The sequence below is a fragment of the Micromonospora sp. WMMA1949 genome, assembly GCF_027460145.1.
Classification (GTDB): Bacteria; Actinomycetota; Actinomycetes; order Mycobacteriales; family Micromonosporaceae; genus Micromonospora.
In genome coordinates this window covers 5,324,064-5,349,182 of sequence record NZ_JAPZBG010000001.1, presented here as the reverse complement: position 1 = coordinate 5,349,182, position 25,119 = coordinate 5,324,064, and the positions used below count along the sequence as shown (strand labels likewise).

The following is a 25,119-nucleotide window of genomic DNA, read 5'->3' as shown; positions in this document are numbered from 1 at the left end:
GTGCTGGCTTATATAAGTCCGGTCTGATACAAAGGTGTGGTGCACGCCTTCGACGTCCTCGGCGACCCGGTCCGCCGCCGGATCCTGGAACTGCTCGCCGACGGCGAGCAACCGGCCGGCGTGCTCGGCGAGACCGTGCGCCGCGAGTTCGGCATCAGCCAGCCGGCCGTCTCCCAGCACCTCAAGGTGCTGCGCGAGCACGGCTTCACCACCGTGCGCGCCGAGGGCACCCGCCGCCTCTACGCCGTGGACCCCGCCCCGCTGCGCGACATCGACGCGTGGCTGGACGGGTTCCGCCGCTTCTGGACCCCGCCCCTGGCGGCGCTCGCCACCGAACTGGCCCGGGGCCGCCGCGAACGACGGCTGCGCGAGAACACCACAGACGACGAGAGGACCGAACCGTGATCGACGTGACCGGACAGATCAGCGCCGTCGAGCGCCGCATCGGCGACCGTACGCTGCCCGCCGGGCAGGCGCGGGTGCTCACCATCGCCCAGACGTACGACGCGCCCGTCGCCGACGTCTTCGACGCCTGCACCAACCCGGAACGGATACCCCGCTGGTTCCTGCCGGTCTCCGGTGACCTGAGGCTCGGCGGCCGGTACCAACTGGAGGGCAACGCCGGCGGCACCGTCGAACGCTGCGACCCGCCGTACGGCTTCGCCGCCACCTGGGAGTTCGGCGACGAGGTGAGCTGGATCGAGGTGCGGCTGCGCGAGGCCGGTCCGGGGCGTACCCGCTTCGAGCTGGAACATGTCGCGCACGTCGACGACCAGCGGTGGGCCGAGTACGGCCCGGGCGCTGTCGGCATCGGCTGGGACCTGGCCCTGGTCGGGCTGACCTCCCACTTCGCCGCCGCCGGCGAGGGCGTCGACCCGGCCGCCGCAGCCGACTGGATGGCTTCGGACGAGGGCCGTCGTTTCGTCACCGAGTCCAGCGGGAGCTGGACCGAGGCAAGCATCGCCGCCGGCACTCCCGCCGAGGAGGCGCACGCCGCAGGCGCCCGCGTACAGGCTTTCTACACCGGCTCCCCCACGCCCTGACCCCGCCCTGCCGCCCCCGCCCCTCCTCGCCGATCTTGCAGTTCGAGCCCCTGCGATGGCCGTTTTCACCTGGATTGCGGGGCACCAAAGTGCAAGATCGACAAGGGCCGCGGGGCGTCCCATGACACGCTTGACCGGCCGCCCTGGCGGCTCCCCGCCGGGCTCTTTGAGATCTTGGTAGCAAAGGGCCCTCATAGGGGCCTGTTGCTACCAAGATCTCCCTCGGTCCCGGGATGCGGAACGCGCTTCCTTCAACGTGGGATACCGCCCCTGCGCGGCGGGCAGGAGACGGGCTTCGGGCAACGTCGGTGACGAGAGGCGGCAGAGTGGCGCGTTGTCGGGGGCGCAGGTGCCTTGTCCGGGGCGAAAAGCGGCGGTGAGATGTCGGTGGGGTGGGGCAGACTGCGGGGCATGTCGATCCGTACCGTCGCCGACCTGACTGCCGCCCTCCAGGCCGGTCAGACGTTCACGTACCTGCACTTCTGGGGGCACCGGCCACGGCGTGACGGCAGCGTCGGCGCGAGTTGCCTGAGCCAGTGGTGGCCGTCGGCGTTCACAGTGGACGCGCGCGAGTTCGCCACCGCCGAACACTGGATGATGTGGCACAAGGCCACCCTCTTCGGCGACCACGCGATCGCCGAGCGGGTGCTGGGCGCCGGGCATCCGCACCGGGCCAAGGCGCTCGGCCGGCAGGTCCGCGACTTCGACGAGGCGACCTGGGTGGCCCGCCGCTACGAGATCGTGGTGGCCGGCAGCGTCGCCAAGTTCTCGCAGGACGAGGCGCTGCGGCGATTCCTGCTCGGCACCGGCGACCGGGTGCTGGTGGAGGCCAGCCCGACCGACCGGGTCTGGGGCATCGGCCTGACCGCCGACGACCCGCGCACCGCCGACCCGGCGACCTGGCGGGGCGGCAACCTGCTCGGGTTCGCCCTGATGGAGGCCCGCGCCCGGCTCGCCCGCCCGAGGGGGTGACGCCTGGATCGAGCCGGCGATGCGGGTAACGTGCTGCGGCGTGACCGCGTACTCGCACTGCTCGTTCTGCGGCGCGGCCTACCCGGCGGGTGCCGGGTGGCCGCGCGTCTGCTCCTCCTGCGGCGAGACGGTGTGGCGCAATCCGTTGCCGGTGGCGGTGGCGGTGCTGCCGGTCCGTACGCCCCAGGGTGTCGGCGTGGTGGTCGTGCGCCGCGACATCGAACCGGCTCGGGGGCAGCTCGCGTTGCCGGGCGGCTTCATCGAGTACGGCGAGGAGTGGTCCGAGGCGCTCGTGCGTGAGCTGCGCGAGGAGACCGGGCTGCTGGCGGAGGCCGGGGAGGCGCGGCTGTTCGCGGTGCACGGCGCCCCGGCGGGCGGCACCATGATGGTCTTCGGCGTGCTGCCCGAGCGGCCGGTCGGTGACCTGCCGCCGTCGGCGCCGACCGAGGAGGCCACCGAGTGGCTGGTGCTCACCGATCCGGTCGAGCTGGCCTTCTCCACCCACACCCGGGTGCTCGCCGACTTCCTCGCCGGTCAACGCCCACTCTGACCGGAGCACGGCAGTGGCCGCCGGCACCACAGCGGCGGCCACGACGCGGCGACGGTCAGCCGCGGGCCGGGACGGGCTGGGGTGAGAACGGCACGGCGGCCGGTGCCTCGACTCCGGGCTCACCCGCCGGGTGCCGCCACAGCCCGCGCCGCCGCAGGATCGGCAGGACGCCCTCGCCGAACCAGTACGCCTCCTCCAGGTGCGGGTGGCCGGAGAGGATGAACTCGTCCAGGCCGAGCGCGTGGTACTCGGCGATCCGGTCGGCGACCTCGGTGTGGCTGCCCACGAGTGCGGTGCCCGCGCCGCCGCGTACCAGCCCGAATCCGGCCCACAGGTTCGGTGAGACCTCCAGCCCGTCGCGGGAGCCGCCGTGCAGGTCGAGCATCCGCCGCTGCCCCTCGGACTCGCTGCGCCGCAGCCCGTCCTGCACCGCGCGTACGTCGGCCTCGGGGATGCCGTCGAGCAGCTTGCGGGCCTGGGCCCACGCCTCCTCGGCGGTGTCGCGGCTAATCACGTGCAGCCGGATGCCGTAGCGCAGTTCGCGACCGGCCTCGGCGGCGAGCCCGCGGATCCAGTCCAGCTTGCCGGCCACCTGCGCGGGCGGCTCGCCCCAGGTCAGGTACACGTCGCTGTGCCGGACCGCCACCGGACCGGCCGCGCCGGAGGACCCGCCGAAGTAGACGGGCGGCACCGGGTCGGGCACCCGGCTGAGCCGGGCGCCCTCGACCCGCACGTGGGCGCCGTCGTGGTCGACCGTCTCGCCGCGCCACAGCGCCCGCACCACGTGCAGGAACTCGTCGGTACGCGCGTAGCGGGCGTCCTTGTCCAGGAAGTCGCCGTACGCCCGCTGCTCGGCGGACTCGCCGCCGGTGACCACGTTGAGCAGCAGCCGCCCGCCGGACAGGCGCTGGAACGTGGACGCCATCTGCGCGGCGAGGGTGGGTGAGAGCAGGCCGGGCCGGAACGCGACGAGGAACTTCAGCCGCTCGGTCACCTCGGTGAGCATGGCGGTGGTCAGCCAGGCGTCCTCGCACCAGGCGCCGGTGGGGGTGAGCGCACCGGCGAAGCCGAGCTGCTCGGCGGTGCGGGCGATCTGTCCCAGGTACGCGACGCTCGCGGGCCGGGCGCCACCGGCGGTGCCGACCGGTACGCCGTGGCCGCCGCCCACGATGTCCCGGCTGTCGCCGTAGGTCGGCAGGAACCAGTGGAAGGTGAGCGACATCGTGTACCTCCGGTGCGGGATCGGCCGGGTCGCCTCCTGAGTGGTGGGACGACCACGCCGACACACTACCCATAAAACCTATCGGGTTGGTAGGTTGCTGTCGCCCGTCGATGCCGGGCCCATCCCCTCCCCGAGGAGTCGTCATGCGTACCCCCAGATCGCGCCGCCGGCCGGTGGCCGCGCTGCTCACCACCCTCGCGCTGCTCGCCGCGACGGCGCTGACGGCCTGCGGCGGCGAGGCGGCCGACGCCAGCGGCGGCGGCGACGGTCCGCTGCGGATCGGCTACCAGCGCTTCGGCGGGCTCAGCCTGGTCAAGGCACGCGGCGACGCGAAGAACGTCACCTGGTCGCTGTTCGAGAGCGGCCCGGCCCTGACCGAGGCGCTCAAGGCCGGCTCGATCGACATCGGCCAGGTCGGCGAGGCGCCGCCGGTGTTCGCCGCCGCCGGGAAGATTCCGTTCTCCGTGATCGGCACGTCGGCGCCGATTCCGCAGGGCGAGGCGGTTCTGGTCAAGGCGGGCAGCCCGTACCGTGGATTCGCCGACCTGCGCGGGAAGACGGTCGCGCTGAACAAGGGCTCCAACGTGCACTGGCTGCTGGTGAAGCTGCTGGAGGCCAACAGGATGACGCTCGCCGACATCAACGTGAAATACCTCAAGCCCGCCGAGGGGCGGCCCGCGTTCGACAACGGGCAGGTCGACGCGTGGATCATCTGGGATCCCTACTTCGCGCTGGCCGAACAGCCGGGCGTACGGGTACTGGCCGACGCCACCGGCCTGGCCGGCAACCGCGAGTACGTGCTGGCCGCCCCGGACGCGGTCAAGAACCGCACCGACGACGTACGGGCGTTCCTGAACACGTACCGGCAGACCACCGACTGGGGCATCGCCAACCCGGCCGAGCGGGCCGCCGTCCTCGCACCGGAGCTGAAGATCCCGCTCGACGTGACCACCCGCGCGCTGAACCGCAGCGCCAAGCCGCTCGCCCCGGTCACCCCGGAGATCGGCGCCGAGCTGCAGGCCATCGCGGACAGTTTCGTGGAGCTGAAGCTCGTACCCGGACCGGTCGACATCGCCGGGCGGGTGGACGGCCGGTTCAACGAGGCGTTCCAGTGAGCGGTCCGGCGCTGGCCGAGGCCGCCCCGGCGGTCGTACCCGATCGGGCGACGCCGCGGCGGTCGCGGGCCCGCGCCTCGCGGCGGTGGCGGCGCGCGGTGAGCCCGGTCGTGCTGGTGCTCGGCTGGGAGGTCGCCGCGCGGACCGGGCTGCTCGCCCCGGAGAAGCTGCCGGCACTCAGCGCGGTGCTGGCGACCGGGTGGCGGCTGGCGCGCGACGGCACGCTCGGCGTGCACCTGCTCGACTCCCTCACCCGCGCCGCGCTCGGCCTGCTCATCGGCGGCGGCCTGGCGCTGGTGCTCGGCGCGGCGGCCGGGCTGCTGCGCCTCGGTGACGACCTGGTCGACCCGCCGGTGCAGATGGCCCGGATGCTGCCGCACCTGGGCCTGGTCCCGCTGCTGATCATCTGGGTCGGCATCGGCGAGTCGCTGAAGGTCACGCTGGTCGCGCTCGGCGCGTTCTTCCCGATCTACTTCAACACGTACGCCGGCATCCGCGACATCGACGAACGCCTGGTGGAGGCGGCGCGCACCTGTGGTCTCGGCGCGGCGGCCCGGCTGCGGCACGTGGTGCTGCCCGGCGCGCTGCCCGCGCTGTTCCTCGGGCTGCGGCTGGCCATCGGCGCGGCCTGGCTCAGCCTGGTCGTCGGCGAGCAGGTGAACGCGCAGACCGGCGTCGGCTTCCTGATGATGGAGGCGCGCGAGTTCAGCCAGACCGACGTGGTGGTGCTCGGCCTGCTCATCTACGCGTTGCTGGGGCTGGCCTCCGACCTGCTCATCCGATACGCGGAGAGGAGGACGCTGGCGTGGCGACGCGGACTGCGGGCGACCTGACCGGGCCGGTGCTCACCGCACGCGCGGTGACCCGCTCCTTCGGCCCGGCGGTGGTGCTGGCCGGGGTGGACCTGACCATCGCCGCCGGGGAGACGGTGGCGCTGCTCGGCGGCAGCGGCTCCGGCAAGAGCACACTGCTGCGCGTGCTCGCCGGGCTCGACGGCGACGCCGGTGGCGAGCACGCGGTGCACGGCACGGCGGCCGTGGTCTTCCAGGAGCACCGGCTGCTGCCGTGGAAGCGGGTGGCGGACAACGTGGCGCTCGGCCTGGCCGGGCCGGACGTGACCGGCCGGGTCGGCCGCGCGCTGGCCGAGGTCGGGCTCGCCGACCGGGGCCGGGCCTGGCCGGCCGAGCTGTCCGGCGGGCAGGCGCAGCGCGTCGCGGTGGCCCGCGCGCTGGTCCGCGAACCGGACCTGCTGCTGCTGGACGAGCCGTTCGGCGCGCTCGACGCGCTGACCCGGTTGCGCATGCAGGGGCTGCTGCGGCGGCTGCGTGCCCAGCACGGCTTCGCCGCGCTGCTCGTCACCCACGACGTGGAGGAGGCGCTGCTGCTCGCCGACCGCGTCCTGCTCCTCGACGACGGCGTGATCGCCGAGGAGGTGCCGGTACGCCTCGGCCCGTCCCCGAGCCCCGACGACCCGGCCCTCGGCGCGTTGCGCCGCCACCTGCTCGACCGCCTCGGCGTACCCGCCGGCTGACCGCGAGGGAGAACAGATGACCCGCTGGACACCCGACCCGACCTTCTACCCCTCCCCCGCGCTCGCCGCCGCCGCGCCGGCCGAGAAGCTCGCGTACGTCGCCGCGTTCGACCGCGCCGGGCAGCGCCCCGACGCCATCGCGGTGCTCGACACCGACCCGGACTCCGACTCGTACGGCCGGGTGGTGGGCTGGACCGAGCTGCCGAACACCGGCGACGAACTGCACCACTTCGGGTGGAACGCGTGCAGCAGCGCGCTCTGCCCGACCGCGCCGCACCCGCACGTGGAACGCCGCTACCTGATCGTGCCGGGCCTGCGCTCGTCCCGGATCCACGTGCTGGACACCAAGCCCGACCCGCGCCGCCCCGAACTGGTGAAGGTGATCGGCCCGGAGGAACTCGGCAAGCGCGCCGGGTACTCCCGCCCGCACACCGTGCACTGCGGGCCGGACGGTATCTACGTCTCCGCGCTCGGCGGCGCGGACGGGCAGGAGGGGCCCGGCGGCATCGCCGTGCTCGACCACACCACGTTCGAGGTACGCGGCGCGTGGGAGGCCGACCGGGGGCCGCAGTTCCTGGCGTACGACTTCTGGTGGCACTACACGCAGGACGTGCTGGTCACCAGCGAGTGGGGCACGCCGTCGATGATCGAGGACGGCATCGTCGGTGAGCTGCTGCTGGGGCGCCGGTACGGGCACGCGATCCACTTCTGGGACCTGGCGAGGCGCCGGCACGTGCAGCGCGTCGACCTCGGCGACCAGTACCAGATGCCGCTGGAGCTGCGCCCCGCGCACGACCCGACGAAGTCGTACGGCTTCGTCGGCGTGGTGATCAGCGTCGAGGACCTGTCCGCCTCAATCTGGCTGTGGCACCGCGACGGCGGCACCTGGGCTGTCACCAAGGTGATCGACATCCCGGCCGAACCGGCCGACCCGGCCGACCTGCCGGACCTGCTCAAACCGTTCGGGGCGGTACCGCCGCTGGTCACCGACATCGACCTGTCGGTGGACGACAGGTTCCTGCACGTCTCCTGCTGGGGCACCGGCGAACTGATCCGCTACGACGTCAGCGACCCGTTCCACCCGGTACGCGTCGGCTCGGTGCGCCTGGGCGGCATCGTCAACCGCACCCCGCACCCGGCGTACCCGGACGAGCCCCTGGCCGGCGGCCCGCAGATGGTCGAGATCAGCCGCGACGGCCGGCGCGTCTACGTCAGCAACTCCCTCTACGGCGCCTGGGACGACCAGTTCTACCCCGACGGCGTGGGCGCCTGGGTGGCGAAGCTGGACGTCGACCCGGACAGCGGCGGCCTCGTACCGGACCCGCGGTTCTTCCCGCGCGGCGAGGAGTTCCGCGGCCTGCGCGTGCACCAGACCCGGTTGCAGGGCGGCGACGCCTCGTCCGACTCGTACTGCTTCCCGTGACCGGCGCGACCTGGGCGGCGCTGGCCGGCCTCGGCGCGTTCCACGGCCTGAACCCGGCGATGGGGTGGCTGTTCGCGGTGGCCCGGGGCCTGCAGGAGCGCCGCCGGGCGGCGCTGCTGGCGGCCCTGCCGCCGATCGCCGCCGGTCACCTGGCGTCGGTGGCGGTGGTCGCCGCGCTGGTGAGCGCCACCCGGTCGGTCACCGCGAGCACCCTGGTCGCGGTGACCGGCGGGGTGCTGCTGGTCGGGTTCGGGCTGTGGCGGCTGCTGTCCGAGCGGCACTTCCGGTGGGCCGGGATGCGGCTGTCGGCGGCGCAGCTCACCGCCTGGTCGTTCCTGATGTCGGCGGCGCACGGCGCGGGCCTGATGCTGCTGCCGGTGCTGCTCGCCGAACCGGCGGCCGGCGGAGGCCCGCACGCCGGGCACCTCGCCGCCGCGCCGGCCGGGGCGCTGACCGGCCTGCTCGCCGCGGCCGTGCACACCGCCGCCATGCTCGGCGTCGCGCTGGCCGTGGCCGTGGCTGTGTACGAGGTGCTCGGCGTCGGTGTGCTGCGCCGCGCCTGGTTCAACGTCGACCGGCTCTGGGCCGGGGTGCTCGTGGCGGCCGGTGTGGTGACGCTGATCGGTGCGGCGTGACGTTGCCGCCCACCTGGGATGGATCGATGAGAAGTCCTACTGGTTGAATAGGAAAGGCAGCGTCGCCCACCCCGGAGGTCAGCCGTGACTCAGTCCCCGTCCCCCGCCGAAGCCGTCCACGACGCCGACCGGAGCCGGCAGTGGCTCGCCGGGCAGGCGCACGGGCCGGGCGTCGACCGCGAGCGGCTGCTGGAGGTGGGCGCGGCGATGGCCGCGGTGACCGCCGCCGCCGCGGAGCGCGAGCCGGTCGCGGTGGCACCCGCGCCGGTCGGCGTCGACCCCGGCGCGCCGATCGTCAAGCCGCTGCCGCCGGAGCTGCTGCGCCCGCTGGACACCAACGCCGAGATGCGCTGGCCGTCGATGGCCGGCCAGGGGTACGTGGTCCCGACCGACCGCTTCTTCGTCCGCAACCACACGGTCACCCCGCACCTGGACGCGGCCACCTGGCGGCTGCGCCTGTTCGGCGACGGCCTGCGCGGCGCGCCGACCCGCGACAATCCGGTCGAGTTCGACCTCGACGAGCTGCGCCGGCTGCCCGCCGAGGAGCACGCGGCGCTGCTGGAGTGCGCCGGCAACGGGCGCCGCTACTTCGCCGAGCAGCAGGACGAGCCCACCCCGGGCGTAGCGTGGGGACTCGGCAGCGTCGGCGTCGCCCGGTGGCGGGGCGTGCGGCTCGGCACGGTGCTGCGCCTGGCCGGGCTGCGCGACGAGGCGGTCGACGTGATGCCCGAGGGCCTCGACCCGGACTACGTCTCCGGCGGGGTCAACCTCGGCCGGGTACGCCGTCCGATGCCGGTCGCCAAGGCGCTCGACGACGTGCTGCTGGCGTACGAGATGAACGGCGAGCCGCTCCCAGCCGACCACGGCTTCCCGGTGCGGGTCGTGGTGCCCGGCTGGGTCGGCATCTCCTCGATCAAGTGGGTGGGCGCGATCGAGGTCTCCACCACGCCGCTGTTCTCGCCGTGGAACACCCAGTTCTACCGGATGTTCGGCCCCGGCCACCCGGCCGACGGCACCGTGCTCACCGCCCAGCCGGTGCGCAGCGCGTTCGAGCTGCCCTGGGACGCGCGGGTGCCGGCCGGCGAGGAGGTGCTGCTGACCGGTCGTTCCTGGTCCGGCAACGGCCCGATCGCGCACGTCGAGGTGGACACCGGCGACGGATGGCGCCCGGCCGACCTGGTCGCCGCCGACCGGGGCGGCGCCTGGCAGCGCTGGACCGTCCGCTGGTGCCCGGCGACCGCCGGGCGGCACGTCCTGCGCGCCCGCGCCACCGACAGCACCGGCGCCGTCCAGCCCGACCGGGCCGCGCCGAACGACCTCGCGTACCTGTTCGACGCCGTGGTCGCCCACCCGGTGACCGCCTGCTGACCGCCGCTCAGGTGGTGCCGAGGTAGGGCGGCGGCACCGTGTCGGTGAGCCACACCCCGTTCGCCGAGCGGTAGAACAGGTACCCGGCCTCGGCCATCGCCGCCGCGTCCACCGTCAGCACCACCACCGCGTCGCCGCGGCGCGCGCCGACGCGCCGGGCCGTCGCCACATCCGGCGACAGGTGTACGTGGTGCCGCCCGCCCCGGCGCAGCCCCTGCGCCCGGATCGCGTCCAGCACGGCCTCGCCGGTGCCGTGGAACAGCCGGGGCGGCGGCGCGGCCGGGGTGAGGCCCAGGTCGACCGGGACGGAGTGCCCCTGGTTGGCGCGGATCCGGTCGGCCCCGTCCGGGCCGGCCTCGACCGCGAAGCGCTGCTTGTCGTTGCTGGCGACCACGGCGTCCAGCTGGGCGCGGCTGATCCCCAGCCCGGCGAGCACATCGGCCACGGGCACCCAGCCCGCCCGGTCGAGCCGCAACCCGAACGCGTCGGGCCGGTGCCGCAACGCCAGCGACAGCCGCTTGCTCACCCGGACAAGATCCCGATGTTCCACCCGCCCAGTGTGGAGCCGCACACTTCTTGTGTCGACGCAGTTCCCACCCGCCCCTCCCCGCCTGCCCCGGCCCTGCCCCGCGCCCCGTCGATCTTGCGGTTTCTGCCCCTCGGGTGTCCGGATTGCGCTGTTTGCCGGGGCCGGAACTCCATGATCGACGGCGAGGGGTGCGGGTGGGGAGCTGAGGGCGGGGAGCTGAGGGCGGGGAGGGAGCGCGACGGGGGTGGGTGGGCGGGACGGGTCAGGCGGCGGCTCGGGCTGGCAGGGGACGGCGGCGGCGGGACGGGTCGGTCAGGGTGGGCGGGGACCAGGCGCCGTCGGGCTGGTAGAGGTTCGTACCGGGCGGGACGATCTCGTCGATACGGTCCAGCACCGCGTCGTCGAGTGTCAGCTCCGCCCCGGCGAGCAACGCGTCCAACTGGTCCATCGTGCGCGGTCCGATGATGGTCGACGTGACCGCCGGGTGCACGGCGGTGAACGCCACGGCGAGCTGCGGCAGCGTGCAGCCCACCTCGTCGGCGAGCGCGACCAGTTCCTCGACGGCGGCGTACTTCGCGGTGTTGCCCGGCAGCGCCGGGTCAAACCGGGCCGGGGTCAGCGCCGGGCGGCCGGCGCCGAGGTCGACGGGCCGGCCCTGCCGGTACCGGCCGGACAGGAACCCGGAGGCCAGCGGGCTCCACACCAGCACACCCATCCGGTAGCGGCGGCACACCGGCAGCACCGACGCCTCGATGCCGCGCGCCAGGATCGAGTACGGCGGCTGCTCGGTGCGGAAGCGGCCCAGCGCACGCCGCTCGGCGACGTGGTGCGCCTCCACGATCTCCTCGGCCGGGAAGGTCGAGCAGCCGAACGCGCGGATCTTCCCGGCCCGGACCAGGTCGGTGAGCGCGCCGAGCGTCTCCTCGACGTCGGTGGTGTGGTCGGGACGGTGCACCTGGTAGAGATCGATCCAGTCGGTGCCCAGCCGGCGCAGGCTGTCCTCGACCGCCCGGACGATCCAGCGTCGCGAGTTGCCGCCCCGGTTGGGCCCCTCCCCCATCGGGAAGTGGACCTTCGTGGCGAGCACCACGTCGTCGCGCCGGCCGCGCAGGGCCTTGCCGACGATCTCCTCCGACTCGCCGGCCGAGTACATGTCGGCGGTGTCCACAAAGTTGACTCCACGGTCGAGGGCGGCGTGGAGGATCCGGGCGCAGTCGTCGTGGTCGGGGTTGCCGACCGCGCCGAACATCATGGTGCCGAGGCAGTGGACGCTGACCTCGATGCCGGTGCCGCCGAGGACGCGATAGCGCATGTGAACTCCCTGGTGTGCACCGCGCCGGCCGGGTGGCGCGCGGTCCGGTCACGGTAGGAGTTCGAGTGCGCTGGAGGTCAACCGTCGGCAGGCTCCGCGCTGCCCGCGAGGTAGCCGGCGGCCTGCAACTCGAACAGTTCCCGGTAGAGCCCGCCCTGGGCCATCAACGTGTCGTGGTCGCCCGACTGCACGAGCCGGCCGTGGTCCATGACGAAGATCCGGTCGGCGTGCCGGACGTTCGCGAGCCGATGGGTGATCAGCACGACGGCCCGGTCGGGGTGCCGCCGCAGGTGCTGGAAGAGGGCGTGCTCGGCACGCGCGTCCAGGGCGGCGGACGGCTCGTCGCAGATCAGCAGCCGGGCGTCGCGGTAGAGACCACGGGCGGCCACCAGCCGCTGCCACTGCCCGCCGGACAGGTCCTGCCCGTTCTTGAACTGCCGGTCCAGCAGCGTGTCGTACCCGAACGGCAACTCGCTGATCATGTCGTGCGCGGCGGCGTCCCGGGCGGCGGTCTCCACGCTGGGGCCGGCCCCGCCGGCGCGGTCGTGGCGGCCGACGCGGATGTTCTGTCGGGCGGTGAACGGGAACTTCCACCAGTCCTGGCTCATCACCGCGACCTGGGCGGCGGTCTGCCGTGGGTCCAGGTCGGCGGCGTCCACGCCGTCCCAGCGAATCGTGCCGCCGGTGGGCCGGTAGAGGCCGGCGATCAGCTTGGCGAGCGTGGTCTTGCCGGAGCCGTTCTCCCCCACCAGCGCGATCACCTCACCCCGCCGTACCGTCAGGCTGACGTCGTCGACCGCCGCGCTCTCGGTGTCCGGGTAGCGCAGGCTGACCCGGTCGACGTCGATGCGCTCGAACCCGTCGACGCGCAGGTGCCCGCCGGCCGGGATCCGCCGCGCCGCCCGGTCGAGGAAGTCGCGGTAGTCCTGGTAGTAGAGGGCGTCCTCGTAGAGCGAGTTGGTGGCGAAGACCGCCGTGCGCAGGCTCGTCCGCGCGGACTGGAGCGCGAGCAGCGCGGTGGCCGCCGCCGCCAGCGCCACCACGCCGCCCATCAGCAGCCCGCCCAGTACGGCGTAGACCGCGAACGCGGCCACCCCGGTCACCGACAGGCCGAGTCCTCGGGTGACGGTCTGCGAACGGGCCAGCCGGAGCTGGGCCTGTGTCTCCACGGTCATCATCCGGTGGTACTCGGCGAGCAGGAAGTCCCGCATCTGGTAGGCACGGATCTCGGCGGCCGTGTGCCGGTCGGCCATCAACCGGGCCAGCATGAACATCCGGCGGCGACGGGTGATCCAGGCCAGCAGCGCCAGGTACTGCCGCCGCGCCAGCTTGACCGCGGTGACGGCCTCGGGCACCGCGGCGAGCAGCAGGCACGGCAGCAGGACGGGCTGGATGACGGTGACCGCGGCGGCGGTGGCCAGCACACCCACGACACCGGTCACCAGGTTCACGGTGTGGTCCACGATCGACGCGGCCTCGGCCATGCCCCGGTCCCGGGCACGATCCATCTCCTCGGCGAAACCGGCGTCGTCGAACGCGGCGAGTTCCACAGCGGTGGTCGCCTCGAACAGCCGGAGTTCCACCTGGTAGTTGATTTGCGGGATGAGCCGCGCCTGCGCCCAACCGGCGGCGACGGTCAGCGCTCCCCGGGCCGTCACGGCGGCGGCCGCGAGCAGCAACGCGGGCAGGGCCGCCCGGATCCGGTCCGGTGTCGGCCCGGCGGCGAAGAGCTGCTGGAGCACGCCGGTGGTGGCGAGCAGTCCGAAGGTGGTGAGCAGGCCGGCGACCACGTTGAGCCCGATCGAGGCGAGCGTGTCCCGGCGGCTGGTCGCCCAGGCCAGGCCGATGGCCTCGCGCACGAGGGCGGGCAGCCGGCGCGCCACCGACCAGAAGCTGGTGTGGGCGAACTCGGTGGCGCGGTTCATCCAGTGCCCGTCCGCCAACTCCGGCAGCGGTGACTCGTCGCCCGCCGCGCTCCCGGCCGTGGCGGGCTCGTCCGGCGGGTGCTCGTCCGAGGGGCGCCGAGGACCGAAACCGCTGCCATCCGTGCCTCCTCCGGTAAGCCGACGATTCCGGAGCTTACGTTCCGCAATCGATACATGTCACTCAGTGACCGGCGTGTCGTACAGATGTCCCAAGGGCGTGTCCCGCCGCGGCGGCCGGAAAGTCCGGCCCGCACGGTGCTCACCGCCGGGTCGCGTCGCGCGCGACCGGTCCGGGTGGCAGGCTTGTGGGGTTCGCCGGCGCAGGCCGGCCGACCGCCCGTCGTGAAGGAGAAGATCGACCCGATGGCTGTGGACGTCACCACCACCGACGAATGGCAGGCGCTGCGCAAGCACGCCGAGGCGATGCGCGGCACGCACCTGCGCGACCTGTTCGCCGCCGACGGGCAGCGGGGTGAGCGGCTCACCGGTGAGGTCGCCGACCTGCACGTGGACTACAGCAAGCACCTGGTCACCGACGAGACGATCGCGCTGCTCGGCGCGCTGGCCGAGCGGGTCGGGCTGACCGACCGGATCGCGGCCATGTTCGCCGGCCGGCACATCAACGTCACCGAGGACCGGGCCGTGCTGCACACCGCGCTGCGCCTGCCGGCGGACGCGTCGCTCACCGTGGACGGCCAGGACGTGGTCGCCGACGTGCACGCCGTGCTGGACCGCATGTCGGCGTTCGCGCAGCGGGTGCGCTCCGGCTCGTGGCGCGGCCACACCGGCGAGCGGATCACCACAGTGGTGAACATCGGCATCGGCGGCTCCGACCTCGGGCCGGTGATGGCGTACGAGGCGCTGAAGGCGTACCGGGACGCGGGCATCAGCTGCCGGTTCGTGTCGAACATCGACCCGACCGACATCCACGACAAGACCGCCGACCTGGACCCGGCGAGCACCCTGTTCGTCGTGGTGTCCAAGACGTTCTCCACGCAGGAGACGCTCGCCAACGCCGACCAGGCGCGGCGCTGGCTGCTCGCCGGGCTGGACGCCGACGACGACGCGGTGGCGCGGCACTTCGTCGCGGTCAGCACCAACGAGCAGCGGGTCCGGGACTTCGGCATCGACCCGGACAACATGTTCGGCTTCTGGGACTGGGTGGGCGGACGCTACTCGCTGCCGTCGGCGGTCGGCCTGTCGGTGATGCTGGCGATCGGCCCGGACCGGTTCCGCGAGATGCTGGCCGGCTACCACGCGGTCGACGAGCACTTCCGGTCCGCCCCGGTCGAGCGCAACGTGCCGGCGCTGCTCGGCCTGCTCAACATCTGGTACACCGACTTCCTCGGCGCGGAGACCCATGCGGTGCTGCCCTACTCGCAGTACCTGCACCGGTTCCCCGCCTACCTGCAGCAGCTCACCATGGAGAGCAACGGCAAGTCGGTACGCGTCGACGGCTCGCCCGTGACGTACCCGACCGGGGAGATCTTCTGGGGTGAGCCGGGCACCAACGGCCAGCACGCCTTCTACCAGCTCATCCACCAGGGCACCCGGCTGATCCCGGCGGACTTCATCGCGTTCAGCCGGCCCAACCACGACCTGGGCGACATGCACGACCTGTTCATGTCGAACTTCTTCGCCCAGACCGCCGCGCTGGCGTTCGGGCGGACCCGGGAGCAGGTGGAGGCCGAGGGCACCGCGCCCGAGGTGGTGCCGCACCGGGTGATGGCGGGCAACCACCCGACCACGTCGATCCTGGCGCCGAAGCTCACCCCGGCGACGCTGGGCCAGCTGATCGCGCTCTACGAGCACATCACGTTCACCGAGGCGGCGATCTGGGACATCAACGCCTTCGACCAGTGGGGTGTGGAGCTGGGCAAGGTCATGGCCAATCAGCTCGCGCCGAAACTCACCGGGCCGGACCCGGACCTGGCCGATGTGGACACGTCGACAGCCGAGCTGATCCGCCGCTACCGGGCTGAGCGCGGCCGCGGCTGACCGCCTGCCCGTGGCGTCCCGCGCAGACCGGGCGGGACGCCACGGGTCAGCGGCGCAGCAGGTCGGCGTGCGCCGCGCGCAGCCGGGTCAGCGAGGCGTCGCCGGCCGGGGCACGGCGGTCCAGCTCGGCCCACGCCTCGGCGAGCGCGTCGGCCAGCGCCCGCAGCTCGGCGGCGTGCCGCCGGCTGGACTGCCGGTGCAACTCCTCCAGGCGGCGGGCCCATCCGGCGCTGATCGCGGCGACGCGTTCGGCGTCGGCGCGCGCCTGGGCGCCGGTGCGGGCGGCGGACGCGGGCACGATCGCGGCGACCGGCCGCGGATCGCCGTCGCGGGTGACGAGCGTGACGGTGTCGGTCAGCTCGGCCAGGGAGACGAGCTGGGTGAGCCGAGTGCGGACCTCGCGCAGCGGCAGGGCGCGCGGCTGGGGGGACCGGTCGGCCAGTGCGGGGACAGCCATGGACACATGTTCACGTCCGGGTACGACAGTTTCGGCGGTCAGGCCGTCCACTCCGGCGCCAGAACGGACCAGACCTCCAGGTCGGCGCGGCCGTCGGGCGTCGGCGCTGCCCCGCGCATGACGCCGTCGCGGCGCATGCCGAGCCGCCGTGCGACGGCGACACTGCGCTCGTTACCCGCCTTCGTGATCCACTCGACGCGGTGGATGCCGCGCTCCCGCACCGCCCAGTCGATGACGTAACGGGCCGCGCGGGTGACCAGCCCCTGCCCCTCGGCGCCCGGTTCCAGCCAGCAACCGGCCTCGCACACGCCGCGATCGGTGCTCAGCGACACGAACAGCACGCCGCCGACGAGCGTGCCGCGCTGCCAGATGCCCCAGATGCCGCCGTCGTCGCGGGCCCACCTGTCGGCGTACGCCTGGAGGACCTTGCGTGCCGACGCGGCGTCGGTGGCGACGAAGGACGCGCCGACCCAGGGTGCGATGTGGTCGCGGCAGCGGTCGAGGTTGGCCAGGAACTCGTCGGCGTGCCAGGGCGACAGTGGACGCAGCTCCGCGTCGTCGGTGAGGGCGTGGGCGAACATCCGAGGACGCTAGCAGGACCGTCGCGGTTTTGTCGGTCGGTCGCTCTACGGTCTGCGCCGTGAACGCCGTCCAGACGTACCGATACCTTCAGCCGTCCGCGCTGCGCGCCGCCGGTCTCGATCTGCAGACCTGCGGCGGCCCGGCGGCCAACCCGCGCTTCTTCGCCGGTTTCCTCACCGCCCCGGCCGCCGCGGCGGCCGGGCTGCTCGCCGTCGCCGAGGTGGCCCGCACCCGCTACCACCAGCCGGTCAACCCGGCCAGCCTGGACCCGGTGGTGACCGGCAGCCGCGGCCGCCTGCGGTTCGAGTCGTTCTCCGGCTGCTGCGGGGTGTACGCGCGGATGGACGTCCTGCCCGCCGGGCTGGACGGGGAGATCAGCGGCCACGGCACCACGAACGTGGACGTGAACCCGCCGCTGCGGGAGGCGCTGGCCCGGGTGGGCGGCATCGAGCCGCTGCACGTGGCGGTCGGCCCGGACGACCTGACGGTCTCCACCATGGACGGCTCCGTGGTCGAGCGGAAGGTTCCGCTGCCCGGCCGCTGGCTGCGCGGCTTCGCCGAGGTGCACGTGCTCACCGCCGGCTTCGAGCCACGCGCCGAGATCCCGGCGGCCGAGGCGGCGGCGTTCCTGCGCCGGCTGCCCGCCGCGAACGACCGGAGCGTGCTGTGGGCGGTGCCCGCCGGGCGTACGCTGCGGCTGACCTCCCGCCCGGTGCCGGGCGCGGTCTGCCTGGCCGGCGCGGGCCGGCTCGCGGCGCTGCGCGGCGTGCTGCGGCACGCGCGCTCCCTGCGGGTGTACGGCCCGGCGGTGCGCGCCGGTTCGCCCGCCGTGCCGAGCACGTGGGAGCTGGACACCGGGGCGCTGCGGGTGTCGCTGACGCTCTCCCCCGAGCCGTACCGGGGGTTCTCGGGCGAAGGCGCGGCCCTGGCGGCGCTCGCCGGCGACGACGTGGTCGACGACGCGGAGCTGGTCGGCGCGCTGCTCAACTGGGATCCGACGATCGACGTGGCCGCGCTGGCCGACGCCGCGGCGCTGCCCGACGAGCGGGTCCGTGCCGCGCTCGCCCAGTTGGGGACCGCCGGGCGGGTCGGATACGACGTGGCGGACGGGGCGTACTTCCACCGGGTGATGCCCTACGACGCGGGCCGCGCGGAGCGGGACAACCCGCGGCTGGTCGGCGCGCGGGCGCTGGTCGAGCGCGGCGCGGTCGAGCGGGACGGCGAGGACGCGACGGTACGCACCGACGCCGAGGTCTACCGGGTACGCCGCCACCCGGACGGCGCGTACTCCTGCACGTGCCGCTGGTGGGCCCGGCACCGCGGGCAGCGGGGGCCGTGCCGACACGCGCTGGCCGTGTCGATGGTCGCGGCGCCGGTGGAGGCGCTGTCGTGAGCGGCTTCGTCGAGGCGGTGGTGAGCGGCAGGATGTCGGAGGTCCGGTCGGCTCTGGCCGGGCTGGACGAGCCGGCCCGGCGGGTGCTCGGCGACGAGTTGGTCGCCGAGGTGCGCCGCCGGCGGGACGCCTGGTGGTGGCAGGGCGAGGCGGCGACGCTGGCGGTGGCCGCGGCCGGGACGCTGAGCACGCCGACGAAGGTGGCCGCGCTGCTCGGCCGCCGCTCGGTTTGGCTGAGCGGCGTCGACGCCGCGCCGGTGGTCGACGTCGCCCGGGAACGCGGGGTGACCTGGCTGGCGGACGTGGCGTACCAGCTGGCCGACCGGCTCCCCCGGGACCGGATGCTCGCGGGCTGGCGGTTCGTCGCCGGTCTCCTGCTGGCGGAGAAGGCGCCGCCGCCGACCGGTGACGACTTCGTACGCGGCTGGGCCGCCGCGCAGGGCTGGCCGGTCCCGCGCGGGACGCGCCTGCCCACCGTGGACCGGCTCCGCGCGGACCCGTTCCTCGACGCGCTGCTGCCGCGCCTGTTCGAGGTGGACGGTGTGGGCACCGAACTGGCCCGCGGCGACGGCGCGGGCACGGACTCGGATGCGCTGCCCCGGGCGCTGGTGGCGCTGGCGGCGGAGGGCCGGCTCGACCGCGCGGTCCTGCTCAACGGGGTGCTCGGCCGGCTGCTTCGCGGCGACCGGCCGGGCGCGCTGCGCCCGTTCCTGGCCCTGCACGATCTGCTCGCGCCGACCCCAGACGAGGTGGCGGTGCGGTCGAACGCCTATCTGCGGCTGCTCACCGACGGTCCCGGGCCGGTGGCCCGCACCGCCCAGCGGGCGCTGCGGGAGGCAGGCGACGCCGCCGAGCCGGAGGCGCTGTGCGAGGCCGCCCGGACGGTCCTGGCCCGGCCGGAGAAGGCGCTGGTCCGGGCGCAGGTGTCCTGGCTCGACCGGCTGGCCCGACAGCACCCGGACCTGGCCCCGGAGATCGGTGCCGTGCTCGCCGTGGCGGCCGACCACCCGGACGCCGGCCTGCGCGAGCGCGCGCTGGCGCTGGCGGCGCGGCACGGTCACCGGCCGGCGGCTGTCGCCACGGTGGTCGAGGCCCGCGACGACCTGCCGCCGCCACTGCCGGCAGGGGCCGCGCCGCCGCCGATCGACGACGTGGACGAACTGGTGGAGGAGGTCGCCGCGGCGCTGCGCGGGCAGTGGCCGGCAGCGGTTCTCGAACGGATCATGGACGGCCTGGTACGGCTGGGCACCCGCGAGCGCGACGGGGTCGCGGCAGCGCTGGGCCCGGTGCTGCGCCGGGGCCAGGTGACCGAGTACCACGAAACCTGGACCCGGTTCCTCCCGGCGGCGCAGATGAACGGGCTGCTGCTGGCCGCCGCCGGGATCGGTGACGCCACCCGCCGCCGGGACCACTGGGCCTCGGTGCTGGCGACGTCCCGGTCCGCCCAGGCGGCGTCGGGGCGTCCCGCGCCGAGATGGCTCTACCGGTTGCGCCTGGCCGAGGCCGGGCAACGGCTGGACGGTCACGACGATCCCGGGCTGTTGTCCGCGCCCACCTCGGCCACCGGAGCGATCGAACCGGTGGTGCTCTACGAGCGGCTGGCCGCGCTCGGCGACCGGCCGTACTGGCTGTGGGACTGCGGGCAGGCGTTCCTGCGCCTGCCCGCCGTCGTCGACGAGCCGCTGGCGGCACGCGCGGAAGCGCTCGGCACGACCGCCGGGATCGAACTGGCGGCCTGGCTGCGCGGCGAGATCCTGCCGGTGCCGGCGCAGGAGGTGGTGACGGTGGGCCGGCGGGAACGCTCCCGCACGCACGACTGGAGCTACGACTCGCTGCCGGAACGACGCCGGCTGGTCGCGCTCACCCCGTCGGCCGACGTGGACGACCGGTTCGGCCTGATCACCCTGACGCCCCCGGCGATCGGCACCCGCACCTTCGGCACCGACGACCTGTGGCCGGCCGTCCTGCCCGGGCACCGGGGCGTGGTCGCCGCCCATGTCCTCCCCGAGCTGGCGATGGCCGCCCAGGAGGATCTCGGCGGACGATGGCCGGTCCTGCTGGCGCTCGCCGAGTGCACAGGTGCGGGCGGGCCCGCGCTGGACCTGGCCGTGGCGTACGGGCTGTGCGCCCGGCACGAGGCGGACCGGGTCGCCGCGCTCGACGCGCTGCTGCTCCTGGCCGCTGCCGGTGACCTGGACGCGCCGGCGGTCGGCGGGCATCTGGGCGAAATGGGGGCGCAGGGACAGGTGATCCTCACCCGAGCCGTCACGCCGCTGCGCGACGCGCTGGCGGCGGGTGCCCGGCTGAGCGTGTGGCGGCTGCTCGCCGCGGCGTTGCCGCCGTTGCTGACCGCGCCGACGCCGCCCCGGGGCACGCCGGACCTGCTGGCGGTGGCGGCCGAGGCGGCGACCGCGACGGGCGTCCGGATCGAGGTACCCGGACTGGCCGACGTGGTGGCGCGGGGCGGGGGCAGCCGACTCGTCGCCGAGGCCCGGCGGCTCGCCGGTGCCCTGGCCGCCTGAACCGGCGCCTCGTAACCCCGGGCAGGCAACGGGCCGGCACGCGGACGCGCGCCGGCCCGGCCGTCAGGCGCGGCACCCCAGCCCGGCCGTCAGGCGCGGTCCGCCGGACGGACCAGTCAGGCGCGGCGCGCCGGGCGGCGGGTGAGCGCCACCCCGAGGGCGATCATGCCGACGCCCAGGAACAGGTGCAGCCAGTTGTCGGCGCCGTTGAGCGGTACGAAGTTGGCGCCGCTGTCGTGGTCGATCACCAGGCCGTAGAGCCAGAGCACCAGGTAGATGGCGCCGCCGCCGATCAGGTACGCGCGGGCGCCGGAGACCGTCCGGGACAGCGCCAGCCCGGCCACGCCGAAGAGCAGGTGCACGATGTTGTGCAGGACCGACACCTGGAAAAGGCCCAGCAGCTTCGCCCGGGACTCGTGCCCGGCGAACATCATCGTGTCGTAGTTCGTGGTGATGCCGGGGATGAACCCCAGCACACCCACCACCAGGAAGACGATGCCGACCACCAGGGCGGCCCGGCGTACCGGGGACGCGTGCGCCGTGCGGGAGACCCGGGATGAACCGGCCATGACTGACACCTCCGTTGGCGAAAGTCTTCCGCGTCGACGGCGGCCGGCGAGCGGAATCCGTCTGGATCCCCGGATCGAGATCAGCGGCTCAGCCGGGCGGGCAGGTATCCGCGCAGCGCCTCGAACTGCGCCACGGTCAGGTAGGACGGGTTCGCCGCCTGCGGCTGCCGGAGCACCTCCGCGCCGGCCAGCCGCGGGTCGGCGCGCAGCACCTCGCGGCGTATCCGCAGCGGCTCGTCCAGGATCGTCAGGTCCAGCGGCGCGGTCCACGCCTCCCCCGGTGCCCCGGGCTCGGGAGCAGCGGCGATCCGGCCGACGCCCCAGACGCCGTACGGCGCCCGGCCCCGGCTGCCGCTGGCCCAGAACACGACCGGCTGGCCGGCGCGCATCAGCCGTACCCGGTAACCCGGGCGGACGCACCAGCCGGTGACGCGCGGGTCGGCGGAGAAGCGGGCCGTCAGGTCCACCGCGTCCGCGTTCCCCTTGATCAACCACGCACCGAGGTCGTCGACTGTCACCCGCCGGTCGGTCATCCGCCCATTCTGCGGCCCGCCCGGCCGTCCCGCCGGACGGCCGCAGCGGCAGCGGCAGCGGCAGCGGTCAGATGATCAGGTGGGTCCAGTAGGTGAGCCACACCGCGAACAACGCGCCCTGCAGCAGCGCCAGCGCGGCGGTGAGCCAGCCGTCGCGACCGGGCCGCCGCGCCCACCGGGCCAGCACGAACGCCACCGGGAAGGCGGCGAGCAGGTAGCGCAGGAGGCTCTTGTACACCGGCGGCCCCATCGACAGCGGCACGAGCACCACGACGATCGTGTAGATCAGGTACGGCCAGTCGGCCCGCCGGCGCAGCCCGACGACCGCCACCGCCAGCATCGCCACCGCGATCCAGACCCGCAGGGCGTCGACCGAGTTGCCGCCGAACAGCGCAGACGCGACCGTCGCGAGCGGGTTCTGCAGCCGGATCCCCCAGCCGGTCTCCTGCGTGTGCTGGTAGGCGAACCAGTCCCCGCTCTGCCAGCGGCAGAACGCCATGAACGTCAGCCAGCCCGCCGGGACCAGCACCAACGGCCAGCCCTTCCGCAGCAGGCGCGGCCACCGGCGGGGTCCCGCCCGCCAGCCGTGCTCGCGCAGCAGCACCAGCGCCAGCGGCACCACCACGAGGAAGCCGACTGAGCGACTCATCGCCAGGAAGTAGCCGACCACGCCGACGAGCAGCCAGCGGCCGCGCTCGGCGTACCAGAAGGCGGCGAGCGCGAGGCAGACGAACAGCGACTCGGTGAGCGCCGCCTGGAAGAGGAACGCCGTCGGCAGGAGCAGCAGGTACCGGACCGCCCGCCGGCCGTCGTCCGGTCCCGCGCCGCCGAGCAGCCGGCCCCCCAGCCGGTACGCGTAGTAGAGCTGGAACACCAGCGCCACGTTGCTCACGAGCAGCAGCGCCCATGCGGTGTGCCCGCCGAGCAGCGGCGCGAGCGGCCGGGCCAGGAACGGGTAGAGCAGCGGGAAGCCGAAGTCCGGCCACGGCCGGTCCAGCGGCAGCCGGGCCAGGTGCTCATAGAGGAACGAGTCCCAGGCGAACCAGAGCGAGAACCAGCGGTGCGACGAGATCGCGTCCTGCTGGGCCCGCATCCCGGTCTCGTCGGGCGGCGGCGCCCCCGGCACGCCGTCCCACGCGGCGAGCACCAGTACGCCGAGCAGGCTGAGCACGAGCTTCGAGCCGGCGAAGACGGCGAGCACGAATCCCCACGGCTCGGGCAGTCGCCGGACGACCGGAGCCCTGCGCGACCACCATCGGGTACGCCCGGACCGCGCCCCGCCGGAAGGTCCGGCCGCGCGGTCGCGTTCCGCCGCGAGGTCGGGCTCGACCACGCGGTTGGGTTCGGCCGCGCGGTTGGGTTCGGCCGCGCGGTTGGGTTCGGCCGCGCCGCCGGGTTCGACCCGCCGCTCCTCCACCATCGCGCTCCCACCGGTCGGCCCCTGGCCGACGTGCCCGGCCGGAAAACCCGGCCCGCATTCCCCGTCCGGCCCCGCCCACACCCGTCTGGCTCCGCCCCGGCCCCGGCCCCGCCCTGTCGATCATGAACTTGGCGGTGACGAATCGGACACCGAACGCCGTCAACTTCATGATCGACGGGGCGAGCCGGGCCGGGCGAGGGCGGGGTGGGCGGGCGAGGGCGGGGTGGGCGGGCGAGGGCGGGGTGGGCGGGCGAGGGCGAGCCCAGGGCGGGCAGGTGAGGTTGTCGGCTGGGCGGGTAAGCGCGGCGCCGCATCGTGAGGCTGATGGCGGGGGGCGCGGACGGCATGGGTGACGGCGACGGGACCGTGGTCATCGGGGCGGGGCCGGCCGGGCTGACCGCCGCGTACGAGCTGCTGCGGCACGGCGAGCCGGCCCGGGTCTACGAGGCCGACGACGTGGTGGGCGGGATCAGCCGGACGGTGGAGCGCGACGGCTGGCGCTTCGACATCGGGGGGCACCGCTTCTTCACGAAGGTGGCCCGGGTCGAGGACTTCTGGCACGAGATCCTGCCGGACGAGGACTTCCTGCTCCGGCCGCGGATGAGCCGGATCTACTACCGGGGCGCGCTGTTCGACTACCCGCTGAGCGCCGGCAACGCGCTGCGCAACCTCGGGGTGCTGGAGGCGGTGCGCTGTCTGGGCTCGTACGGCCGGGCCCGGTTGCGCCCGCCGAAGGACCAGTCGCACTTCGAGGGGTGGGTGTCGGCGCGGTTCGGCTGGCGGCTCTACTCGATCTTCTTCAAGACGTACACGGAGAAGGTCTGGGGCATGCCAGCGGACCGGTTGCAGGCCGGCTGGGCCGCCCAGCGGATCAAGAACCTGTCGCTGGCGACGGCGATGCGGAATGCGTTGCTGCCCCGGCGCAACCGTACGGACGTGACCAGCCTGATCGAGGAGTTCCAGTACCCGAAGCACGGCCCGGGGATGATGTGGGAGCGCTGCGCCGAGGAGGTCGCCAAGCGGGGCGGCACGGTACGCACCGGCACGTGGGTGACCGAGGTGCACCGGGATCCGGCCGCGCGGCGGGCCACCGCCGTGACGGTGGCCGACGCGGGCGGGGAGTGGACCGAGCGGGCCGCGCACGTGATCTCCTCGATGCCGATCTCCGCGCTGGTGCGGGCCATGCGCCCGGAGGCGCCGCCGGAGGTGCGGGCCGCCGCCGACGACCTGCGGTACCGGGACTTCCTGACCGTGGCGCTCGTGGTGCCGGAGGAGTTCTCGTTCCCGGACAACTGGATCTACGTGCACGACCCGGCAGCCCGGGTGGGCCGGATCCAGAACTTCGGCTCGTGGTCGCCGTACCTGGTCAAGGACGGGCGGACCTGCCTGGGGCTGGAGTACTTCGTGTTCGAGGGCGACGAGATGTGGCGGACGCCGGACGCCGAGCTGATCGCGTTCGCCACCGCCGAGCTGGAGCGGCTGGGCCTGGTCAAGCCCGGGTGTGTGGAGGCGGGCTACGTGGTCCGGATGCCGAAGGCGTACCCGGTCTACGACGAGCGGTACCAGCACAACGTCGACGTGATCCGGGGCTGGCTGGCCGCGAACGTGCCGAACGTGCACCCGGTCGGGCGCAACGGCATGCACCGGTACAACAACGCCGACCACTCCATGCTGACGGCGATGCTGACCGCGGAGAACATCGCGCACGGCGCGGAGCACGACGTCTGGACCGTCAACGTCGAACAGGACTACCACGAGCAGCACAGCCCGTCACGGCACGGCACCGGCCGCGACGCGCCGGTCGTCCCGGCCCGTCGGTAAGGCGCCGCGCGTGAGGGTGGTCATAACCGCTGGACGACCGCCACGGCGGTGCTGCTAGCCTTCTGGGCAGGTCATGAGCGCCAGCGCGAAGCCCCGGCTCGCTGGCCGGCAACCCTCCTCCGCGGTGGGGTGCCCCGGGTGAAGACCAGGCACCGGCAGCCGCCGGTGCAAGCGTGGCCTGGCACCCAGGTCAGCAACA

23 protein-coding genes and 1 riboswitch are annotated in these 25,119 nt (G+C 74.2%); of the genes, 14 read left to right on the top strand and 9 right to left on the bottom strand.

Annotation, left to right across the window (positions count from 1 at the left end):
- The first annotated feature begins 39 nt into the window (after positions 1-39).
- The 4 genes from O7607_RS24920 to O7607_RS24905 all read left to right on the top strand — a co-directional run bounded on the left by O7607_RS24920 (position 40) and on the right by O7607_RS24905 (position 2,565).
- Complete coding sequence (locus tag O7607_RS24920; RefSeq protein WP_269705632.1) at positions 40-405, top strand: ArsR/SmtB family transcription factor; 366 nt, start codon at positions 40-42, stop codon at positions 403-405.
- Positions 402-1,043, top strand: coding sequence for an SRPBCC family protein (locus O7607_RS24915; RefSeq protein ID WP_269705631.1), 642 nt, complete (start codon positions 402-404; stop codon positions 1,041-1,043). Before O7607_RS24920 ends, O7607_RS24915 begins: the two co-directional genes overlap by 4 nt.
- 411 nt (positions 1,044-1,454) lie before the next feature.
- Entirely contained in the window at positions 1,455-2,015 is a 561-nt protein-coding gene (locus tag O7607_RS24910; RefSeq protein ID WP_269705630.1) for an NADAR family protein, read from the top strand.
- A gap of 40 nt (positions 2,016-2,055) precedes the next feature.
- Positions 2,056-2,565, top strand: a complete 510-nt coding sequence (locus O7607_RS24905; RefSeq protein ID WP_269705629.1) for an NUDIX domain-containing protein — start codon at positions 2,056-2,058, stop codon at positions 2,563-2,565.
- A 55-nt stretch (positions 2,566-2,620) separates the two neighbouring features.
- Here O7607_RS24905 and O7607_RS24900 read toward each other — a convergent pair whose 3' ends face one another.
- Positions 2,621-3,787 (bottom strand): LLM class flavin-dependent oxidoreductase, encoded by a 1,167-nt coding sequence (locus tag O7607_RS24900; protein WP_269705628.1) that lies wholly within the window; start codon positions 3,785-3,787, stop codon positions 2,621-2,623.
- Positions 3,788-3,930: 143 nt separating this feature from the next.
- Here O7607_RS24900 and O7607_RS24895 point away from each other — a divergent pair, with 143 nt between their 5' ends.
- From O7607_RS24895 to O7607_RS24870, 6 genes are all read left to right on the top strand, one after another.
- Positions 3,931-4,902 carry a sulfonate ABC transporter substrate-binding protein gene (locus O7607_RS24895; RefSeq protein ID WP_269705627.1) on the top strand — a complete coding sequence of 324 codons (972 nt, stop codon included), beginning with the start codon at positions 3,931-3,933 and terminating at the stop codon, positions 4,900-4,902.
- Positions 4,899-5,735 (top strand): ABC transporter permease, encoded by an 837-nt coding sequence (locus O7607_RS24890; protein ID WP_269705626.1) that lies wholly within the window; start codon positions 4,899-4,901, stop codon positions 5,733-5,735. The genes O7607_RS24895 and O7607_RS24890 overlap by 4 nt, the downstream gene beginning before the upstream one ends.
- Positions 5,708-6,433: an ABC transporter ATP-binding protein gene (locus tag O7607_RS24885; protein ID WP_269705625.1), complete on the top strand. Its 726-nt coding sequence runs from the start codon at positions 5,708-5,710 to the stop codon at positions 6,431-6,433. Before O7607_RS24890 ends, O7607_RS24885 begins: the two co-directional genes overlap by 28 nt.
- Before the next feature lie 16 nt (positions 6,434-6,449).
- On the top strand, positions 6,450-7,856 hold the full coding sequence (locus O7607_RS24880; protein ID WP_269705624.1) for a selenium-binding protein SBP56-related protein: 1,407 nt from the start codon (positions 6,450-6,452) through the stop codon (positions 7,854-7,856).
- Entirely contained in the window at positions 7,853-8,491 is a 639-nt protein-coding gene (locus O7607_RS24875) for a hypothetical protein (protein ID WP_269705622.1), read from the top strand. The genes O7607_RS24880 and O7607_RS24875 overlap by 4 nt, the downstream gene beginning before the upstream one ends.
- A gap of 84 nt (positions 8,492-8,575) precedes the next feature.
- Entirely contained in the window at positions 8,576-9,859 is a 1,284-nt protein-coding gene (locus O7607_RS24870; RefSeq protein ID WP_269705621.1) for a sulfite oxidase, read from the top strand.
- Between the two features lie 7 nt (positions 9,860-9,866).
- On the opposite strand, the gene O7607_RS24865 is transcribed toward O7607_RS24870, so the two are convergent.
- From O7607_RS24865 to O7607_RS24855, 3 genes are all read right to left on the bottom strand, one after another.
- Positions 9,867-10,409, bottom strand: a complete 543-nt coding sequence (locus O7607_RS24865; RefSeq protein WP_269705620.1) for an RNA 2'-phosphotransferase — start codon at positions 10,407-10,409, stop codon at positions 9,867-9,869.
- 241 nt (positions 10,410-10,650) lie between these two features.
- Complete coding sequence (locus tag O7607_RS24860; protein ID WP_269705619.1) at positions 10,651-11,700, bottom strand: aldo/keto reductase; 1,050 nt, start codon at positions 11,698-11,700, stop codon at positions 10,651-10,653.
- Between the two features lie 77 nt (positions 11,701-11,777).
- Positions 11,778-13,625, bottom strand: a complete 1,848-nt coding sequence (locus O7607_RS24855; RefSeq protein WP_269705618.1) for an ABC transporter ATP-binding protein — start codon at positions 13,623-13,625, stop codon at positions 11,778-11,780.
- Between the two features lie 363 nt (positions 13,626-13,988).
- Between O7607_RS24855 and pgi the strand changes: the two genes are divergently transcribed.
- Positions 13,989-15,623 (top strand): glucose-6-phosphate isomerase, encoded by a 1,635-nt coding sequence (gene pgi / locus O7607_RS24850; protein WP_269705617.1) that lies wholly within the window; start codon positions 13,989-13,991, stop codon positions 15,621-15,623.
- 46 nt (positions 15,624-15,669) lie between these two features.
- Here the strand turns inward: pgi and O7607_RS24845 are convergent, their stop codons facing one another.
- Both O7607_RS24845 and O7607_RS24840 read right to left on the bottom strand, forming a co-directional pair.
- Positions 15,670-16,080 (bottom strand): type II toxin-antitoxin system Phd/YefM family antitoxin, encoded by a 411-nt coding sequence (locus O7607_RS24845; protein WP_269705616.1) that lies wholly within the window; start codon positions 16,078-16,080, stop codon positions 15,670-15,672.
- Positions 16,081-16,118: 38 nt separating this feature from the next.
- On the bottom strand, positions 16,119-16,661 hold the full coding sequence (locus O7607_RS24840; RefSeq protein ID WP_269705615.1) for a GNAT family N-acetyltransferase: 543 nt from the start codon (positions 16,659-16,661) through the stop codon (positions 16,119-16,121).
- A 59-nt stretch (positions 16,662-16,720) separates the two neighbouring features.
- On the opposite strand from O7607_RS24840, the gene O7607_RS24835 reads away from it, so the two are divergent.
- Positions 16,721-18,055: an SWIM zinc finger family protein gene (locus O7607_RS24835; protein WP_269705614.1), complete on the top strand. Its 1,335-nt coding sequence runs from the start codon at positions 16,721-16,723 to the stop codon at positions 18,053-18,055.
- A complete protein-coding gene (locus tag O7607_RS24830; protein WP_269705613.1) occupies positions 18,052-20,577 on the top strand; it encodes a DUF6493 family protein in 2,526 nt (841 codons plus the stop codon). Before O7607_RS24835 ends, O7607_RS24830 begins: the two co-directional genes overlap by 4 nt.
- A gap of 116 nt (positions 20,578-20,693) precedes the next feature.
- Here O7607_RS24830 and O7607_RS24825 read toward each other — a convergent pair whose 3' ends face one another.
- The 3 genes from O7607_RS24825 to O7607_RS24815 all read right to left on the bottom strand — a co-directional run bounded on the left by O7607_RS24825 (position 20,694) and on the right by O7607_RS24815 (position 23,099).
- A complete protein-coding gene (locus tag O7607_RS24825; protein WP_269705612.1) occupies positions 20,694-21,146 on the bottom strand; it encodes a DUF4383 domain-containing protein in 453 nt (150 codons plus the stop codon).
- An 80-nt stretch (positions 21,147-21,226) separates the two neighbouring features.
- The gene (locus O7607_RS24820; protein ID WP_269705610.1) at positions 21,227-21,679 is read right to left on the bottom strand and encodes a hypothetical protein; all 453 of its coding nucleotides are present in this window, start codon (positions 21,677-21,679) and stop codon (positions 21,227-21,229) included.
- Between the two features lie 67 nt (positions 21,680-21,746).
- Complete coding sequence (locus O7607_RS24815; RefSeq protein WP_269705609.1) at positions 21,747-23,099, bottom strand: hypothetical protein; 1,353 nt, start codon at positions 23,097-23,099, stop codon at positions 21,747-21,749.
- Positions 23,100-23,444: 345 nt separating this feature from the next.
- Here O7607_RS24815 and O7607_RS24810 point away from each other — a divergent pair, with 345 nt between their 5' ends.
- Positions 23,445-24,920 (top strand): NAD(P)/FAD-dependent oxidoreductase, encoded by a 1,476-nt coding sequence (locus O7607_RS24810; protein WP_332367335.1) that lies wholly within the window; start codon positions 23,445-23,447, stop codon positions 24,918-24,920.
- 69 nt (positions 24,921-24,989) lie between these two features.
- A riboswitch (SAM riboswitch) is annotated at positions 24,990-25,100 on the top strand.
- The last annotated feature ends 19 nt before the right edge of the window (positions 25,101-25,119 follow it).